Annotated in this window: 14 protein-coding genes; 10 read left to right on the forward strand and 4 right to left on the reverse strand. The window is 63.2% G+C overall.

The genetic code is table 11. From position 1 onward, the window contains the following. Positions 1-258: 258 nt before the first annotated feature. The 4 genes from FJ946_RS21810 (at position 259) to FJ946_RS21825 (ending at position 5,365) form a co-directional block, all read left to right on the forward strand. Positions 259-1,005 carry a cytochrome c biogenesis CcdA family protein gene (locus tag FJ946_RS21810; RefSeq protein ID WP_140498969.1) on the forward strand — a complete coding sequence of 249 codons (747 nt, stop codon included), beginning with the start codon at positions 259-261 and terminating at the stop codon, positions 1,003-1,005. 157 nt (positions 1,006-1,162) lie between these two features. Beyond that, positions 1,163-2,521 (forward strand): bifunctional UDP-N-acetylglucosamine diphosphorylase/glucosamine-1-phosphate N-acetyltransferase GlmU, encoded by a 1,359-nt coding sequence (gene glmU / locus FJ946_RS21815; RefSeq protein WP_140557818.1) that lies wholly within the window; start codon positions 1,163-1,165, stop codon positions 2,519-2,521. Between the two features lie 174 nt (positions 2,522-2,695). Continuing rightward, positions 2,696-4,519, forward strand: a complete 1,824-nt coding sequence (gene glmS, locus FJ946_RS21820) for a glutamine--fructose-6-phosphate transaminase (isomerizing) (RefSeq protein WP_140560900.1) — start codon at positions 2,696-2,698, stop codon at positions 4,517-4,519. A 93-nt stretch (positions 4,520-4,612) separates the two neighbouring features. Beyond that, the gene (locus FJ946_RS21825; RefSeq protein WP_140498963.1) at positions 4,613-5,365 is read left to right on the forward strand and encodes a DUF502 domain-containing protein; all 753 of its coding nucleotides are present in this window, start codon (positions 4,613-4,615) and stop codon (positions 5,363-5,365) included. Here the strand turns inward: FJ946_RS21825 and recG are convergent. Then, positions 5,317-7,425 (reverse strand): ATP-dependent DNA helicase RecG, encoded by a 2,109-nt coding sequence (gene recG, locus FJ946_RS21830; protein WP_140564469.1) that lies wholly within the window; start codon positions 7,423-7,425, stop codon positions 5,317-5,319. The two genes, FJ946_RS21825 and recG, sit on opposite strands and share 49 nt — an antisense overlap. 92 nt (positions 7,426-7,517) lie before the next feature. Between recG and FJ946_RS21835 the strand changes: the two genes are divergently transcribed. From FJ946_RS21835 to FJ946_RS21845, 3 genes are all read left to right on the forward strand, one after another. After that, positions 7,518-7,805 carry a succinate dehydrogenase assembly factor 2 gene (locus tag FJ946_RS21835; RefSeq protein ID WP_140498959.1) on the forward strand — a complete coding sequence of 96 codons (288 nt, stop codon included), beginning with the start codon at positions 7,518-7,520 and terminating at the stop codon, positions 7,803-7,805. An 11-nt stretch (positions 7,806-7,816) separates the two neighbouring features. Further along, positions 7,817-11,314: a transcription-repair coupling factor gene (gene mfd, locus FJ946_RS21840; protein ID WP_140564470.1), complete on the forward strand. Its 3,498-nt coding sequence runs from the start codon at positions 7,817-7,819 to the stop codon at positions 11,312-11,314. A gap of 136 nt (positions 11,315-11,450) precedes the next feature. Further along, positions 11,451-12,824 (forward strand): 3-deoxy-7-phosphoheptulonate synthase class II, encoded by a 1,374-nt coding sequence (locus FJ946_RS21845; RefSeq protein WP_140515265.1) that lies wholly within the window; start codon positions 11,451-11,453, stop codon positions 12,822-12,824. A 44-nt stretch (positions 12,825-12,868) separates the two neighbouring features. On the opposite strand, the gene FJ946_RS21850 is transcribed toward FJ946_RS21845, so the two are convergent. After that, on the reverse strand, positions 12,869-13,939 hold the full coding sequence (locus FJ946_RS21850) for a GGDEF domain-containing protein (protein WP_140564471.1): 1,071 nt from the start codon (positions 13,937-13,939) through the stop codon (positions 12,869-12,871). A gap of 326 nt (positions 13,940-14,265) precedes the next feature. Here FJ946_RS21850 and FJ946_RS21855 point away from each other — a divergent pair, with 326 nt between their 5' ends. Together FJ946_RS21855 and FJ946_RS21860 are read left to right on the forward strand one after the other, a co-directional pair. Further along, positions 14,266-14,685 (forward strand): GFA family protein, encoded by a 420-nt coding sequence (locus FJ946_RS21855; RefSeq protein ID WP_140560904.1) that lies wholly within the window; start codon positions 14,266-14,268, stop codon positions 14,683-14,685. A 77-nt stretch (positions 14,686-14,762) separates the two neighbouring features. Beyond that, positions 14,763-15,122 (forward strand): diacylglycerol kinase, encoded by a 360-nt coding sequence (locus FJ946_RS21860; RefSeq protein ID WP_140557810.1) that lies wholly within the window; start codon positions 14,763-14,765, stop codon positions 15,120-15,122. A gap of 22 nt (positions 15,123-15,144) precedes the next feature. On the opposite strand, the gene FJ946_RS21865 is transcribed toward FJ946_RS21860, so the two are convergent. Both FJ946_RS21865 and FJ946_RS21870 read right to left on the reverse strand, forming a co-directional pair. Further along, entirely contained in the window at positions 15,145-15,732 is a 588-nt protein-coding gene (locus FJ946_RS21865) for a DedA family protein (RefSeq protein WP_140498949.1), read from the reverse strand. After that, positions 15,729-16,289, reverse strand: a complete 561-nt coding sequence (locus FJ946_RS21870) for a DUF1003 domain-containing protein (protein WP_140498947.1) — start codon at positions 16,287-16,289, stop codon at positions 15,729-15,731. The genes FJ946_RS21865 and FJ946_RS21870 overlap by 4 nt, the downstream gene beginning before the upstream one ends. Before the next feature lie 89 nt (positions 16,290-16,378). Here FJ946_RS21870 and FJ946_RS21875 point away from each other — a divergent pair, with 89 nt between their 5' ends. Further along, positions 16,379-17,095 carry a DNA-3-methyladenine glycosylase I gene (locus tag FJ946_RS21875; protein ID WP_140560905.1) on the forward strand — a complete coding sequence of 239 codons (717 nt, stop codon included), beginning with the start codon at positions 16,379-16,381 and terminating at the stop codon, positions 17,093-17,095. Positions 17,096-17,119 lie beyond the last annotated feature (24 nt).

Consider the following 17,119-nt stretch of genomic DNA (forward strand, 5'->3'; position numbering starts at 1 on the left):
GATCTTGGTGCCGCCGACCTCGGCCTCCTTCCAGGCCTCTGCTGCGAAAGACGCGGCGGTGCTGAGCAAAAGCGCGGCCAACCCTAGTGTCACGGTTTTCATCGAAATCTCCCTGCTGATCCGAGGATGCGCGGCAATCGCGGCCTCGCTCGATCAACGCGCAGGTACCGACGTTTATTCCCGGGCATGCCAACACAATGGTGATTGGCAGAGGGGCCCGGGCGTCGCTATATCGGCCCGTAAAGTCGGAGTTCTGGAATGGCACTGGATATAGGCTATGTCAGCGCGGTCGGGGCAGGGGCGATCTCGTTCCTGTCGCCTTGCGTGCTGCCGCTGGTGCCGCCCTATCTCTGCTACATGGCCGGGGTGTCGGTCGACGATTTTCGCGGCAATGCCGGGGCAGCCGCCAAAGCCGGCGCCCGTACCGCGCTGCTTTATTCCTCGATTGCCTTCGTGCTCGGCTTCTCGACCGTGTTCGTCGCGCTGGGCGCCGGCGCCTCGAGCATCGGCCGCCTCCTGCGCGTCTGGCAGGAGCCGCTGGCAATGGGCGCCGGCGTGCTGATCATCCTGATGGGGCTGAATTTCCTCGGCATCCTGCGCATTCCGCTTTTATCGCGCGAGGCGCGTTTCCAGTCGCAGGGCAAACCGGCAAGCGCGGTTGCGGCCTATGTCATGGGACTGGCCTTCGCCTTCGGCTGGACGCCGTGCATCGGCCCGGTGCTGGGGCCGATCCTGACGCTGGCCGGCGGCCGCGAGACAGTGGGCGAAGGCGCATTGCTGCTCGCCGCCTATTCGCTCGGCCTCGGTATCCCATTCCTGATCGCGGCACTGTTTTCCGGCGCCTTCATGCGTTTCCTCGGCAAATTCCGCGTTCATCTCGGCCGCGTCGAGAAGGCGATCGGCGCATTGCTGGTCGTCGCCGGCGTGTTTTTCCTCACCGGCGGGGTGCAGGCCGTGTCGTATTGGCTGCTGGAGAATTTTCCGCTGCTGGGCCGGCTGGGATAAGGCTGTCGGTATCGGGTGCGCACAAGATTGAACCTGTGACCCGCTGATTAAGAGTCGGCTGCTCACCATCTCACCGGAATTTAACCGCATTGGTGCAGCATGGCGCCCACTGCTAGCATGATTTGATTCCCAACGCTTTTCCTATGGTTGTCCTTCCATGAACCAGAGAACATGCCTATCCGTCATCCTCGCCGCCGGCGAAGGCACGCGCATGAAGAGCGCGCTGCCCAAGGTGCTGCACCAGATCGCCGGGCTGCCGATGGTCGCGCATGTGGTCAAGGCGGCCGAGGCAGCGGGCGCCGGCGACCTTGCGCTGGTGATCGGCCACGGCGCCGAGGAGATGCGCAAGGCGGCGCAGAAATTCGCGCCGGAGGTAGAGGCTTTCGTGCAGGAAAAGCGCCTCGGCACTGCGCATGCGGTGCTTGCCGCGCGCGCTGCTATATCAAAAGGTTACGACGATATCCTCGTCATGTTCGGCGATACGCCGCTGATCGATCCGGACGCCCTCACGGCCGCGCGCCTGAAGCTGGCGCAAGGTGCTGCCGTCGTGGTCATCGGCTTCCGCACGGCGAACCCCACCGGCTATGGCCGCCTGATCGAAAAAGGTGGCAAGCTCGTCGCCATCCGCGAGGAAAAGGACTGCTCCGACGAGGAGAAGAAGATCACCTTCTGCAATGGCGGGCTGATGGCGATTGCCGGCAGCCAGGCGATGAAACTGCTCGACGCCGTCGGCAACAGGAACGCCAAGGGCGAATACTATCTCACCGATATCGTCGAGCTTGCCAGTAACCAGGGCCTCGATGTCGTCGCCACGGAAGCCAGCTTCGAGAATGCGCTCGGCATCAACAACCGCGCCGAGCTGGCGCAGGCCGAAGGCATCTGGCAGGCACGCCGCCGGCAGGAAGCGATGCTTTCGGGCGTGACGCTGATCGCACCAGAAACGGTGTATTTCTCGCACGACACCGAGATCGGCGCCGATACTATTGTCGAGCCGAACGTCTGGTTCGGGCCCGGTGTGAAGATTGCAGGCGGCGCCAGGATTCACGCCTTCAGCCATATCGAAGGCGCCATCGTCGCCGCTCATTGCGATGTCGGCCCCTTCGCGCGGCTGCGGCCGGGCGCCGATCTCAAACAGAAAGCCAAGGTCGGCAATTTCTGCGAGGTCAAGCAGGCCGTCATCGAGGAGGGCGCCAAGGTCAACCATTTGACCTATATCGGCGACGCGCGGGTGGGCGCCGGGGCCAACATCGGCGCCGGCACGATCACCTGCAATTATGACGGCTATCTGAAGCACTTCACCGATATCGGCGAGGGCGCCTTTGTCGGATCGAATTCCTCGCTTGTCGCGCCGGTCACCATTGGCAAGGGCGGCTATATCGCCTCGGGCAGCGTCATCACCGAAAGCGTGCCCGACGATGCGCTGGCCTTCGGGCGTGCCCGCCAGAAGACGATCCCCGGCAAAGGCAAGGAATTGCGCGAGCGCTTCGCGTCGGCCGCGGTTGCCAAAAAGAGGTAAAACCGGTCTTCAAAAACTGAACGATTGCAGTAACTGGATTGCAAGTGCGCTGTGTCATGATGCATGCGTACGAGACTGTTCCCATTACACGGAACGAAACGCAAAGTAACTTTCGCGAGAGCCCGGCAATCCGTAGATAGCGCCGGGTTCTGCCGGGGATTGGGGACTGTCTGCATGTGCGGTATCGTTGGAATTGTCGGCCATTCGCAGGTTGCGCCGCTCATCGTCGATGCGCTGAAGCGGCTTGAATATCGAGGCTACGATTCGGCCGGCGTCGCCACCATAGAGAAGGGGGCGCTTGGCCGCCGCCGCGCCGAAGGCAAGCTGGTCAATCTCGAGCGCAGGCTGAAGGACGAGCCGCTCGACGGCACGATCGGCATCGGTCACACCCGCTGGGCCACGCATGGCGTGCCGAACGAGACCAACGCGCATCCGCATTTCTCCAATGGCGTCGCCATCGTCCACAACGGCATCATCGAAAATTTCGCCGAGCTGCGCGACGAACTGATCCGCGACGGCTATTCCTTCTCGTCGCAGACCGACACCGAGGTCGTCGCGCATCTGGTGGCGCGGGAAGTCGCGAAAGGCTTGAAGCCGGTCGATGCCGCGCACAAGGCGCTCAAGCGGCTGGAAGGCGCCTTTGCGCTGGCGATCATGTTCACGGGCGACGAGGACCTCATCGTTGGCGCTCGCAACGGCCCACCGCTGGCGGTCGGCCATGGCGACGGCGAGATGTTCCTGGGCTCCGACGCCATCGCGCTTGCCCCGTTCACCAATTCGATCACCTATCTGGAAGACGGCGACTGGGCGGTGGTGCGCCGCAGCGGTGTCGCCATCTTCGACATTGACGGCGAAAAGGTCGACCGCAAGCGCCAGCAGTCGCTCTCGACCAGCTTCATGGTCGACAAGGGCAATCGCCGCCACTTCATGGAGAAGGAAATCCATGAGCAGCCGGAGGTGATCTCGCACACGCTGGCGCATTATGTCGATTTTGTTTCCGGCGTCTCCAAGCCGCTCGACCTGCCGTTCGACTTTGCTACGATTAACCGGCTGGCGATTTCGGCCTGCGGTACCGCCTATCTCGCCGGGCTGATCAGCAAATACTGGTTCGAGCGCTACGCTCGGCTCCCGGTCGACATCGATGTCGCCTCTGAATTTCGCTACCGCGAAATGCCGCTGTCGAAGAACGACGCCGCCTTCTTCATCTCGCAATCGGGCGAGACCGCCGACACGCTGGCCTCGCTGCGCTATTGCCGCAAGGCCGGCATGAAGATCGGCGCCGTCGTCAACGTGCGGGAATCGACCATGGCGCGCGAATCCGACGTCATCTTGCCGACGCTGGCCGGGCCGGAGATCGGTGTCGCCTCGACCAAGGCCTTCACCTGCCAGTTGTCGGTGCTGGCTTCGCTCGCCGTCCGGGCAGGCGTGGCGCGCGGCACGATTTCGCGGGACGAGGAAAAGTCGCTGGTGCGGGCGCTTTCCGAGGCGCCGCGCTATGCCAACCAGGTGCTCAAGCTCGAAGAGCAGATCGAACGGATCGCGCGGGACCTGTCGCGCTACAAGGACGTGCTCTATCTCGGACGCGACACCAATTTCCCGCTCGCCATGGAAGGCGCGCTGAAGCTCAAGGAGATCTCCTACATCCACGCCGAAGGCTATGCCGCGGGCGAGTTGAAGCATGGCCCGATCGCGCTTATCGACGAGAACATGCCGGTCATCGTCATCGCACCGCATGACCGCATCTTCGAGAAGACGGTGTCCAACATGCAGGAAGTGGCGGCGCGCGGCGGCAAGATCATCCTGATCACCGACGCCAAGGGCGCCGCGCAGGCGAGCGTGAAGACGATGGAGACGATCATCCTTCCGGACGTGCCGGAAATCATCTCGCCGATCATCTACGCGCTGCCGATCCAGATGCTGGCCTATTTCGCCGCCGTTTTCATGGGCACCGACGTCGACCAGCCGCGCAATCTGGCGAAATCGGTGACGGTGGAGTAGGCGTTTTTTAAACAGGTGCTTTAAAAACTTCGCAGTTCCAAAGCGCCTTCCGGTTCACTAGTGTTTGCGCTGCAACTCGCGCCCCGGTGAACCATGTCAGATGCTCTCAAGACCTCCGGCATGACCCGGCTGAGGAACTATTTCCTCACAGGCTTCGTCGTCTGCGCGCCGCTGGCGATCACCGCCTATATCGCGTGGTCCTTCATCGGTTGGGTGGATTCCTGGGTCAAACCCTATATTCCGGCACGCTACAGTCCCGATACCTATCTGCCGTTCCAGGTTCCGGGGTTCGGGCTGATCGTGGCGCTCGTCCTGATCACGCTGATCGGGTTCATGACCGCCAATATCGTCGGCCGTGCCATCGTCAATTTCGGCGAGCGCCTGCTTGGCCGCATGCCGCTGGTGCGGGGCATCTATCGCTCGCTGAAGCAGATTTTCGAAACCGTGCTGTCGAACAAAGGTGACATGTTCCGCCAGGTCGGCTTGGTCGAATATCCGCGCAAGGGGGTCTGGTCGCTGGTGTTCGTGGCCAGCGAAAAGGAAACCGAGATCAACCAGAAGCTTGACCAGGAAGGCGATCCGCTGACCGCTGTCTTCATGCCTTGCACGCCCAATCCGACGACGGGCTTCCTGATGTATGTGCCGAAATCGGACATCGTGCTGCTCGACATGACGATCGAGGATGGCGCCAAGCTGATCGTCTCGGCCGGGCTGGTGGCGCCGGAGGTGAAAACGAAGCTGGTGATGCTGAATGGCGAGCCGATCACGGGCACCCTGGCCAATCCGCCGCTCGGGCCTTATCCCGCCCGCAGGAGCCGCACCGCCTCGTCGCGGCCGAACAAGTAGAGCAGCAGGCGCAGCGCTTCGCCGCGCTCGGTCTGCAGGTCCGGATCACGCGACAGGATCAGTCTTGCGTCATCGCGGGCCGCTTCGAGCAGGTCCGCATGCGCCTCGATGCGCGCGACCTGGAAGCCCGGCGTGCCGGACTGACGGGTGCCAAGCAATTCGCCTTCGCCGCGCAGCTTCAGGTCCTCCTCGGCGATCACGAAGCCATCCTCGGTCTCGCGCATCACCGACAGGCGCCGCTTGGCCGTTTCGCCGAGCGGATCCTTGTAGAGCAATACACAGGACGAAGGCTTGTCGCCGCGCCCGACGCGGCCGCGCAACTGGTGCAGCTGGGCGAGGCCGAAACGTTCGGCGTGTTCGATGACCATGATGGTCGCGTCCGGCACGTCGACGCCGACCTCGATGACGGTTGTGGCAATCAGGATGCGCGTCTCGCCTTGCTTGAAGGCGCGCATCGCTTCGTCCTTCTCGGCGCCCTTCATGCGGCCATGGACAAGGCCGATCCGGTCGCCGAACAGCGGCTTCAAGGAAGCAAAGCGGTCTTCGGCCGACATCAGCTTTATCTCTTCGGATTCTTCCACGAGCGGGCATATCCAGTAGATTTTCTGGCCGCCGGCCACCGCTTCCACCATGCGATCGACGAGTTCGTCCAGCCGCTCAAGCGGCAGCGTGACGGTGCGGATCGGCTGGCGGCCGGCCGGCTTTTCCGTCAGCTTGGAGACGTCCATGTCGCCGAAGGCGGTCAGCACCAGCGTGCGCGGAATGGGGGTTGCCGTCATCACCAGCATGTCTGGCGCGTCGCCCTTGGCGGTGATGGCAAGCCGCTGGTGAACGCCGAAGCGATGCTGCTCGTCCACGACGGCAAGGACAAGATCGTGGAACGCCACCGTTTCCTGGAACAGCGCGTGCGTGCCGATGACGATGTCGATCTCGCCGCCGGCCAGTCCCGCCAGCGTTTCGGCGCGTTCGCGGCCCTTTTCGCGACCGGTGAGGATGGCCGTGCGCATGCCTGCCCGTTCCGCCAAAGGGGCGATCGTCGCCAGATGCTGGCGCGCCAGGATTTCGGTCGGCGCCATCAGGGCAGCCTGGCCGCCAGCCTCGACGGCACGCGCCATGGCCAGCAGCGCGACGACCGTCTTGCCGGAGCCGACGTCGCCTTGCAGGAGGCGCAGCATGCGCTCGGGGTCGGCGAGGTCTGCATTGATTTCGGCGAGCGCGAATTCCTGGGACGCGGTCAATGTGTAGGGCAGGGCCGCGCGCAGCTTGTCGACGATCCGGCTGTCGCCGGTGAGCGGCCGGCCGGACAGCCTGCGGACCCTCGACCGGACCAGGGCGAGCGACACCTGGCCCGCCAGCAACTCGTCATAGGCGAGGCGCCGCCATGCGGCGCCTTCGATGGCGACATCGATCGGGTCCGCGGGATGATGGATGCGGGCCAGCGCGTCACCGAAAGACGGGAAACTCTGGCGGCGCATGAAAGCACCATCCTGCCACTCAGGCAGTTCCGGCAGACGGCCGAGCGCCTGGCCGATGGCGCGGCGCAGCACCTTGGCGGACAGCCCCGCCGTGAGCGGATAGACCGGCTCGACCAGCGGCAGGTTTTCGGCGTCGCCGGCCAAGGCGATATGATCCGGGTGGACCATGGTCGGGCGCCCGTTGAACCATTCCATGCGTCCGGAGACCACGACATGCTCGCCCACAGGCATCGATTTTTCCAGATAGGCAGCATGGGCGTGGAAGAAGGTCAGCGCCACTTCGCCGGTATCGTCATGGGCGTAGACCCGGTAAGGCACCGACCTGTTGCCGCGCGGCGGCGGCTGGTGGCGGTCGATGCGCAGGTCGAGCGTGACAATGGCGCCTTCGGCCGAGCCGGCAATGCCCGGCCGGTTGCGGCGGTCGATGACGGTATGCGGCAGCACGAACAGAAGATCGCCGGCGCGCGCCGCTCGGTCGCCGAGATCGGCCGCGACGACTTTTTCGATCAGCGCACCGACCTTCGGCCCGACACCGGCGAGCGACGTGATCGGGACGAAAAGCGGGTCAAGGATGGAAGGACGCATGATGTCAGCTTATGTCGCGACGGCTGCAGCGCAAGGCTGACAGCCTCTTCTATCCACGCTATATGCGCCGCAGCAAGCGAGGATGCGGCACAATGACGGGAACGAAACGATCAAGCGAGGGGCTCGACGCCCGCCGCCGCAAGCTCTTGTTTCGCTCCTGGCACCGCGGCATGCGCGAGATGGACCTTATCCTTGGCACCTTCGCCGATGCTGAGATCGGCGCCTTGACCGGCGATGAAATCGACCAATATGAAAAGCTCCTCGATATTCCCGACACCGAGTTCCTGCCCTTGATCACCGGCGAACGTCCTGTTCCCGCCGAAATTGATTGTGCGGTCCTGCAAAAAATCATGGCTTCACGCCGGACAATGACCTTTTGAAGAACGCTTCCATGAGCCTCATTCCCACCATCGGCTTGCCGAAAGGCCGTGCCGGCCAGTTCATCGTCGACGGCGTCGCCGACGGCTATGAAGCCTTCGCGCTGGTGCAGGCGGCGCGCGAGATCGCGCCCGACAAGCCGGTGCTGTTCGTGGCGCGCGACGGGCAGCGCCTGCCGGCAATCACAGAGGCGCTGGCCTTTGCCGCTCCCGGCCTGCCCGTGCTGGAACTGCCCGCCTGGGACTGCCTGCCCTATGACCGCGTCTCGCCCGGCTCGGATGCGGCCGCCCGGCGGCTCGACGCGCTCGCCGCCATGATCGCGCTGGCGAGGAAGCCGCATCGCGCCGTCATTCTCACCACCGCCAATGCGCTGCTCCAGCGCATTCCGCCCGCGGATCTCATCGAGGCGCAGACCTTTCACGCCAAACCTGGCAACCAGATCGATATGAACGCGCTGGTGTCGCGGCTGGAGACATCGGGCTTCGAGCGGGTGCCGACGGTGCGCGGCATCGGCGAGTTCGCCGTGCGCGGCGGCATCCTTGACCTGTTCGCGCCTGGCTGGACCGAGGCGCTGAGGCTGGATTTTTTCGGCGATACGCTGGAATCGATCCGCGTCTTCGACGTGGCCACGCAGCGCACCACCGGGCAGCGCAAGTCCATGGCGCTGCAGGCGATGAGCGAGGTGGCGCTGACGCCCGAGACGATCAGCCGCTTCCGCCGCGCCTATATCGAAGCGTTCGGCGCGCCGTCGCGGGACGATGGGCTTTACGCCGCGGTCAGCGAAGGCCGGCGCTTCGCGGGCATGGAACATTGGCTGCCGTTCTTCTACGAGCGGTTGGAGACCGTGTTCGACTATCTGCCGGACACGCCTGTCGTTTTCGACCATCTGGCGCATGAAGCGCTTGCCGAACGCCACACGCTGATCCTCGATCATTACGAAGCGCGCAAGAAGCAGGCCGAAGGTGCGCTGAAGGACGCGGTGCCCTACAAGCCGGTGGCGCCGGACCTGCTTTACCTCTCGCCGGAAAATCTCGTCGCTTCTCTCGGACCGCGCGAAGCGATCGACTTCACCGCCTTCGACGCACCGGATGCGGGAGCAAGAAAGGTCTTCCACGCCGGCTCGCGCCATGGCCGCAGCTTCGCGGAAGAGCGCGCCGACCCCAACGTCAATGTCTTCGACGTCGTGGTGAAGCACATCGCCGACGAACGCGCGGCACGCCGCCGTGTCATCGTCGCCGGCTGGACGGAGGGCTCGCTCGACCGGCTCGGCCAGATTCTCACTGAACATCGTCTGGGCAATCTTGCGCCGGTGGCGACCTTGGCGGAGGCGGAGAAACTCGAGCCGGGGCAAGCGGCGTTGGCGGTGCTGCCGCTGGAATCCGGTTTCGAGACCGAAAGACTGGTCGTCGTCGCCGAACAGGACATTTTGGGCGACCGGCTGATCCGGCGCTCCAAGCGCAAGAAGCGCGCGTCCGACTTCATTGCCGAAGCCTCGGCCCTGTCGGCTGGCGACATCGTCGTCCATGCCGACCACGGCATTGGCCGCTTCATCGGCCTGCGCACAATCGAAGCCGTCGGGGCGCCGCATGATTGCCTGGAAATCCACTATGCCGGCGACGACCGGCTGTTCCTGCCGGTGGAAAACATCGAGCTCCTGTCGCGCTACGGTTCTGACACAGCCGAGGCGACACTCGACAAACTCGGCGGCGGCGCCTGGCAATCGCGCAAGGCGCGGCTGAAGAAACGCCTGCTCGACATGGCCGGGCAGTTGATCCGCATCGCCGCCGAACGGCAGATGCGCGCTGCACCCCCGCTGGTGCCGGCGGAAGGCCTCTATGGCGAGTTCGCCGCGCGCTTCCCCTATGAGGAGACCGATGACCAGCAGACGGCGATCGATTCCGTCAGGGACGATCTGGCGGCCGGCAAGCCGATGGACCGGCTGATCTGCGGCGATGTCGGTTTCGGCAAGACCGAGGTGGCGCTGCGCGCCGCCTTCATCGCGGCGATGGAAGGGTTCCAGGTGGCGGTCGTCGTGCCGACAACCCTGTTGTCCCGCCAGCATTTCAAGACCTTCTCGCAGCGCTTTTCCGGCCTGCCGATCCGCGTCGCCCAGGCATCGCGGCTGGTCGGCGCAAAGGATCTGGCAGAGACCAAGAAGGGCATTGCCGAAGGGACGGTGGATATCGTGGTCGGCACCCACGCGCTGCTCGGCAGCGCGATCTCGTTCAAGAATCTCGGCCTACTGATCATCGATGAAGAGCAGCATTTTGGCGTCAAGCACAAGGAACGGCTGAAGGACCTGAAGACCGACGTCCACGTGCTGACGCTGTCGGCGACGCCTATCCCGCGCACGCTGCAACTGGCATTGACCGGCGTGCGCGAACTGTCGCTGATCGCCACGCCGCCGGTCGACCGCATGGCGGTGCGCACCTTCATCTCGCCCTTCGATCCGCTGGTCATTCGCGAGACGTTGTTGCGCGAGCGTTATCGCGGCGGCCATTCCTTCTATGTCGTGCCGCGCATCAGCGATCTGGCGGAAATCCATGATTTCCTGAACCAATCCGTGCCGGAACTGAAGGTGGCGGTGGCCCATGGCCAGATGCCGCCGGGCGAACTCGACGACATCATGAACGCCTTCTACGACGGCCAGTACGACGTTCTCTTGTCGACCACCATCGTCGAATCCGGCCTCGACATCCCGACCGCCAACACGCTGATCGTCCATCGCGCCGACATGTTCGGCCTGTCGCAGCTCTATCAGTTGCGCGGCCGTGTCGGGCGCTCGAAGGTGCGCGCCTACGCACTGCTCACACTGCCGGCCAACCGCAAGCTGACCGACACCGCCGAACGTCGACTGAAAGTGCTGCAGTCGCTCGACACGCTGGGCGCCGGCTTCCAGCTCGCCAGCCACGATCTCGATATCAGAGGCGCAGGCAATCTGCTCGGCGAAGAGCAGTCCGGCCACATCAAGGAAGTCGGCTTCGAGCTCTACCAGCAGATGCTGGAGGAGGCGGTCGCGGAGGTGAAGGATTCCGGCGAGGTGCTGGATGGCGGCTGGTCGCCGCAGATCGCCGTCGGCACGGCGGTGATGATCCCGGAGAGCTATGTGCCGGACCTGCAGCTCAGGCTGGCGCTCTATCGGCGCCTCGGCGACCTCGAGAGCACCGAGGAAATCGATGCTTTCGGCGCCGAGCTGATCGACCGTTTCGGCCCGCTGCCGGAGGAGGTGAAGCATCTGCTCAAGATCGTCTTCATCAAAGCCCTCTGCCGCAAGGCCAATGTCGAGAAGCTCGATGCCGGGCCGAAGGGCGTGGTCATCCATTTCCGCAAGCGCGAGTTTTCCAACCCGGTCGGACTGGTCAAATTTATCGGCGAGCAAGGCTCGCTGGCAAAGATCCGGCCGGACCAAAGTGTCGTCTTCACCCGCGACTGGCCAACGGCGGAAAAGCGTTTGGCGGGCTCGGCTGTCGTCATGACGCAACTGGCGCGGCTGGTAGAGAAGGCGGCGTAGCCAGCCCGGCCCATTCGCCAGCGCTGAAATTCCGGTCTAGAATAGGAAATCGGCTTCGTGTATGGAGCCGCCACCCCACATGGGGGCTGGAAATGGCGGGCGAGGGTGCTTGCCGGAAAGAGCGTTGGGTGCAGCGATGACGAAATGGTCGCCGAATTCGTGGAGGGCAAAGCCGATCAAGCAGGTCCCTGCTTATCCGGACCTTGCCGCGCTGAAGAACACGGAGGCCCAGCTCGCCACCTTTCCGCCGCTGGTTTTTGCCGGCGAGGCGCGCAAGCTGAAGAAGCAACTGGCCAGCGTCGCTGCCGGCGAGGCATTCCTGCTCCAGGGCGGCGATTGCGCCGAAAGCTTTGCCGAACATGGCGCGGACAACATCCGCGACTTCTTCCGCGTGTTCCTGCAAATGTCGGTGGTGCTGACCTTCGCCGGTGCGCAGCCGGTGGTGAAGATCGGCCGCGTTGCGGGCCAGTTCGCCAAGCCGCGCTCGTCCGACAACGAGACCAAGGGCGAGGTGACGCTGCCGAGCTATCGCGGCGACATCATCAATGGCATCGAATTCGACCTCAAGTCGCGCATTCCCGATCCTGCCCGCCAGGAAATGGCGTACCGTCAGTCGGCGGCAACGCTCAATCTTTTGCGCGCCTTCGCGCAGGGCGGCTACGCCAGCCTGGAGAATGTGCATCGCTGGATGCTCGGTTTCGTCTCCGACAGCCCGCAGGCCGAAAAATACGAGTCGCTCGCCAATCGCATCACCGAGACGATGGATTTCATGCGCGCGGTCGGCATCACCTCCGAAACCAATTTCGCGCTGCGCGAGACTGATTTCTATACCAGCCATGAGGCGCTGCTGCTCGGCTATGAGGAAGCGCTGACGCGTGTCGATTCCACCTCCGGCGACTGGTACGCGACGTCTGGCCACATGATCTGGATCGGCGACCGCACCCGCCAGCCGGACCATGCGCATGTCGAATATTGCCGCGGCATCAAGAACCCGCTCGGCCTGAAATGCGGCCCGTCGCTGACGCCGGACGGCTTGCTGGAACTGATCGACCTGCTCAACCCCGAGAACGAGCCAGGCAGGCTGACGCTGATCGCGCGCTTCGGTTCCGACAAGGTCGCCGAGCATCTGCCGAAGCTGGTGCGGGCGGTGCAGAAGGAAGGCCGCAGCGTCGTCTGGTCGTCAGACCCGATGCACGGCAACACGATCGAGGCGGCCGGCTACAAGACGCGGCCGTTCGACCGCATCCTGAAGGAGGTGCAGACGTTCTTCGAGGTGCACCGCGCCGAAGGCACGCATCCGGGCGGCATCCATGTCGAGATGACCGGCAAGAACGTGACTGAATGCACCGGCGGCGCCCGCGCCATCACCGCCGAGGAATTGCAGGACCGCTATCACACCCATTGCGACCCGCGCCTCAATGCCGACCAGGCCATCGAACTGGCGTTCCTGGTGTCGGACCTGCTCAAGAAAAGCCACCCGGTGCAACACAAGCAGGTCGCCAACGGCTGACCCGTCCAAAGCAGTTCACAGGAAAAGCGCTTCCTGCCGAAAAATCAGTCTTGCTTGTAGAGCAGCCAGCTCTTGCCGGCGCGGCCCGCCATTGCCGAATGCCTGGTCACGCGGTTACGGCCGCTGACCTTTGAGCGGTAAAGCGCCCGGTCTGCCTTGCTGTAGAGGTCTTCAGGGCCCTCGGCTTCGGATGCCATGCAGATTCCCATCGAGACGGTGACGGTGCCGTAATTCATGCCGGTCTGGCTGCTGGTGAAAGGCGACTGCTCGATCAGCGCGCGAATGCGTTCGGCGATTTCGTAGGTGGCGTCCTCGCTTGCGCCCTCGACGATCAGCGCGAATTCCTCGCCGCCGGTGCGGGCGACGAACATGTCGGCGCGAATGCTGGTCTGGAATATATCGGCGATGATCTGGAGGATCTTGTCGCCGACGGGATGGCCGTACCTGTCGTTGATGTCCTTGAACCGATCGATGTCGGCGAGGATCAATGCATTGAACAGGATGCCTTTGTTGCTGTTGTAGATCCTGGTGATTTCCTTGTCGAAGGCGCGACGGTTCCAGATTTGCGTCAGGGGGTCGGTGTCGGCCAGGCGCTTGTATTCCTCGAGCTTCGACTTGACGCTTTCCAGTTCCGCGGTCTTGTCGCTGAGCGTCGAGGCAACTTGCCGGCCATGATCGATCGTCGAATGGGTGGCGACCGCCATGGCGTTGACGATCTTCTGCAGAACATCCGGCGACAGCAGGCTGTTTCTGCCGAGTCCGCTCGACGTTTCGTTGAGGATCCTGCCGTATTTCTCGATGTGGCTGCGCTCGCTCCTCAGCAGCGAAGCGATGTCCTCGAGTTCGTTGGCGATGACTTCCCTGGCATGCTCGACGATGCCGGAGCCATGGTTCTGGGCAAAGAAGGCGCGTCCGATCTGGTCGATGTCGTCCTGTGTCGGTCGGCCGCTCAGCGACACGACGGCAAGGCTGAGCTCGCGATTGGATCCGCTCAAGGCCTCGTAGAAGATCTCGTAGTTGCGTGGCAGGCCGAGCACGCCGAGCTGGCGCATTGTGGCCAGGACAGTGCTCGCAATATCGGTGCTTCGTTCGCTCTGGGCGGCTGCCGGCTGCATGTTCTGTTCACTCTTCCCCGGGAACACGCTGCGGCATTCGCAGGCATCCAATGTCGCCGACCTGGGGAACGCTGGCCATTCCAGTCCATCTTGCGAAGAAGGCGCGTCCCCACTCACGACTTTCGCTTGCGAGGATCATAGATGCAGCAGCGCTAAAGTTTCCTTAATCCGCTGAATCCGGCCTGTTTTTCGCTGATTCCGGCTTTACACGCCTTCATCCGTGAACAAACAATTCCCGAGCGCGCCAAATGCATGTCGCATTTTCTTGCGCGCAGCCACCGAAAAGCTGGGATCCTGTCAGCAGCGATTTCTTTTGGGATGGTGCGATGAGTGAAAATCATACGGGATCGTGTCTCTGCGGAGCGGTTCGCTTCAGGACACGAGGGCCGTTGCGCGGCGTCATCTATTGCCATTGCTCGCAATGTCGCAAGCAGAGTGGACATTTCTATGCCGCAACCAATGTCCCGGACGCCAATATCGATATCGACGGCGCCGACAACATCACCTGGTATGAGGCGTCCGCCTTCGCCGGGCGCGGTTTTTGCAAGACATGCGGATCGCTGCTTTTCTGGAAACCGCGGGACGACGCCTATGTTTCGGTTCTGGCGGGATCGTTCGATGAACCGACAGGCCTCAAGGGCCAATGCCACATATTCGTGGGTGACAAGGGCGATTATTATTCGATCGACGACGCGCTGCCTCAATTCGAGAAGTCGACCCCATCGGTGAAGGTCGCCGACGAATGAATTTTGGGCGAGCCAGCTTATTCCATTGATCGGGCCATTGCTTTATCCCGTGCCGGTGATTCGCAAAGGGGTTTGGCATGCAGCGGCTGATCGACGCTTATTTCAACTCGCTGCGGGCGTTCCGCAAGCTGGCTGCAACTGAAAAAGCTTTCCAGCAGGAGCTGGCGCTGCTCGCCCTTGCCCTTCCGATCGGCTGGTTCGTTTCGGTGTCGTGGCGCGGCTACGCGCTGCTGATCGGCGCGGTGCTGCTCCTGATCATGGTCGAGGTGCTGAACACCGGCATCGAAGCGGCCTGCGATGCCTTTAGCCGCGAATTCAATGTCGACATCCAGCTGGCCAAGGACTGCGGTTCGCTGGCGGTACTGATCTCCGTGGCGATCGTCGCCGGCGTCTGGGGCATCGCGATCATCGAGCGTATCGTCGGGCTGCCGATCTGAGCTTTCGACCGCCGGCCGGCGGTCAGTTTTCCCTGGCGCGTTCCTTTCGGGCGAAATGGCGGGCGATGAGCCAGGCGAGTACGGCCACGGCCAGGCCGATAGCCAGGCCCACCAATATCCGCTCATGGCGAAGCAGCGCCTGGCCGATGAAATGCTCGGCGCCCAACCCGAAGACATAGCCGATGGTGCTGAACAGCACCGCCCAGACTGCCGAGGAAATGGCGTTCAAGACGATGAAGCGGGGTGCGGCGATGTTCGACAGGCCGGCCGCGATGCCACCGACCAGGCGCATGCCATAGACGTAGCGGTTCGACAGCACGAAGATGTTGGGATGGGTGTTGAGCAGACGATAGGCGCGGCGGAAGCCGGGCCGCTTGCGCAACCCGACGACATAGCGATGGTCCGCGAAACTTCTCCCCAGGATGAAGAAGCAGGTGTCGCCGGCGAAGGCCCCAAGCGCTGCCACGACGACAGTCTGCCAGAGGACGAAGATATGCTGATGGGCGAAGAAGCCGCCGAGTATGGCGGCACTCTCGCCCTCCGCGACACAGCCCAGAAAAACGGCGATCAGCCCGTATTGTTCGATGAAATGATGGATCGCGTCGCTCATGACGGCGATTGCTGCGACAGCCTCTCGTCGATCCGCTTGACCAGTTCGGTCAGCCGCACGATCTCGTCGCGCATGCCGATGATCTGGCCGTGGCGCATTTCGTCCAGCTTTTCATGCAGCGCCATGATCTCGATCTCGGCCTTCAGATTGACCTCGTAGTCGTGGGCGGCATCGATGCGGTCGCGCTCGGTCTGGCGGTTCTGCGCCATCATGATCACCGGCGCCTGCAGCGCCGCGACCATGGACAGGACGAGATTGAGGAAGATGAACGGGTAGGGGTCGAAGGCGTCGCGCGCCAGAAGCCAGGCATTGGCTGATGTCCAGACGATCAGGAAGGCAATGAAGCCAAGGATGAACGACCAGGAACCGCCAATGCGGGCGATGCTATCGGCAAGGCGGTCGCCAAAGGTCTGGTGGAAGGCGACGGCCTTGTTGGTGTCCCTGGAGATCGTTGTGCGCTCGAGCGTCGACTGCAGCACCCGGTTCTCCAGGGCGCTGAGACCGTCCGGCTTTCGTCTCAGCCAGCGGTTCGCCAGATCGTCGATTGTCTTGTTCATGGCCGTCTCCAAGGGCTTGGCTGGCGATAGACGTAGAGGCTGCCGGCCCGCGCGGGAAGTGCTAGATTTGATGGGAACCGGAGGGACTTATGGTCGACTTCATGAAAATTCGCGCTCGCGCCGCAAAGCGCAAGGGCGGCGAGGAGGAACTGGTCTCGCTGCTCGGGCCGATTCCCGACAACGCCGCCGTGGCCGACATCGGCGATGACCGTATCCTGTCGACGATGGCCGAGCGCGTCTTCGCCGCCGGTTTCGTCTGGCGCGTCATCGAGCAGAAATGGCCCGGATTCGAAGAGGCGTTCCTGCGCTTCGAGCCGAAGCGGTTGCTGTTCCAGCCTGACGATTTCTGGCATGAACTGGCATCCGACCAGCGCATCGTGCGCAATCCGCAGAAGATCAAATCTGTTCGCGACAACGCTGCCTTCGTCGAGCGCGTGTCAAAAGAGCATGGCGGCTTCGGCACATTCCTCGCCGAGTGGCCCGCCGACGACCAGGTCGGGCTGATGGCCTATCTCGGCAAGCATGGGAGCCGGCTCGGCGGCAATACCGGCCAGTATTTCCTGCGCTGGCTGGGTTGGGACGCCTTCGTCATTTCGGCCGATATGGCGGCCGCCCTTCGCGATGCCGGGCTTGATATCGCCGAAAGCCCGACGTCGAAGAAGGATCTCGACAAGATCCAGGCCCAGGTCAACCGTTGGGTTGCGGATACCGGCCTGCCGCGCCGGCACATTTCGCGCATCCTGGCGATGTCGATCGGGGAGAACCATTCGCCGCAGGCGCTGCGCGACTATATGGGCAACGACTGATGTCGAAATTGGCCCAAGCAAACG

Origin of the sequence: Mesorhizobium sp. B2-4-7 (genome assembly GCF_006442685.1) — a bacterium.
GTDB lineage: Bacteria > Pseudomonadota > Alphaproteobacteria > Rhizobiales > Rhizobiaceae > Mesorhizobium.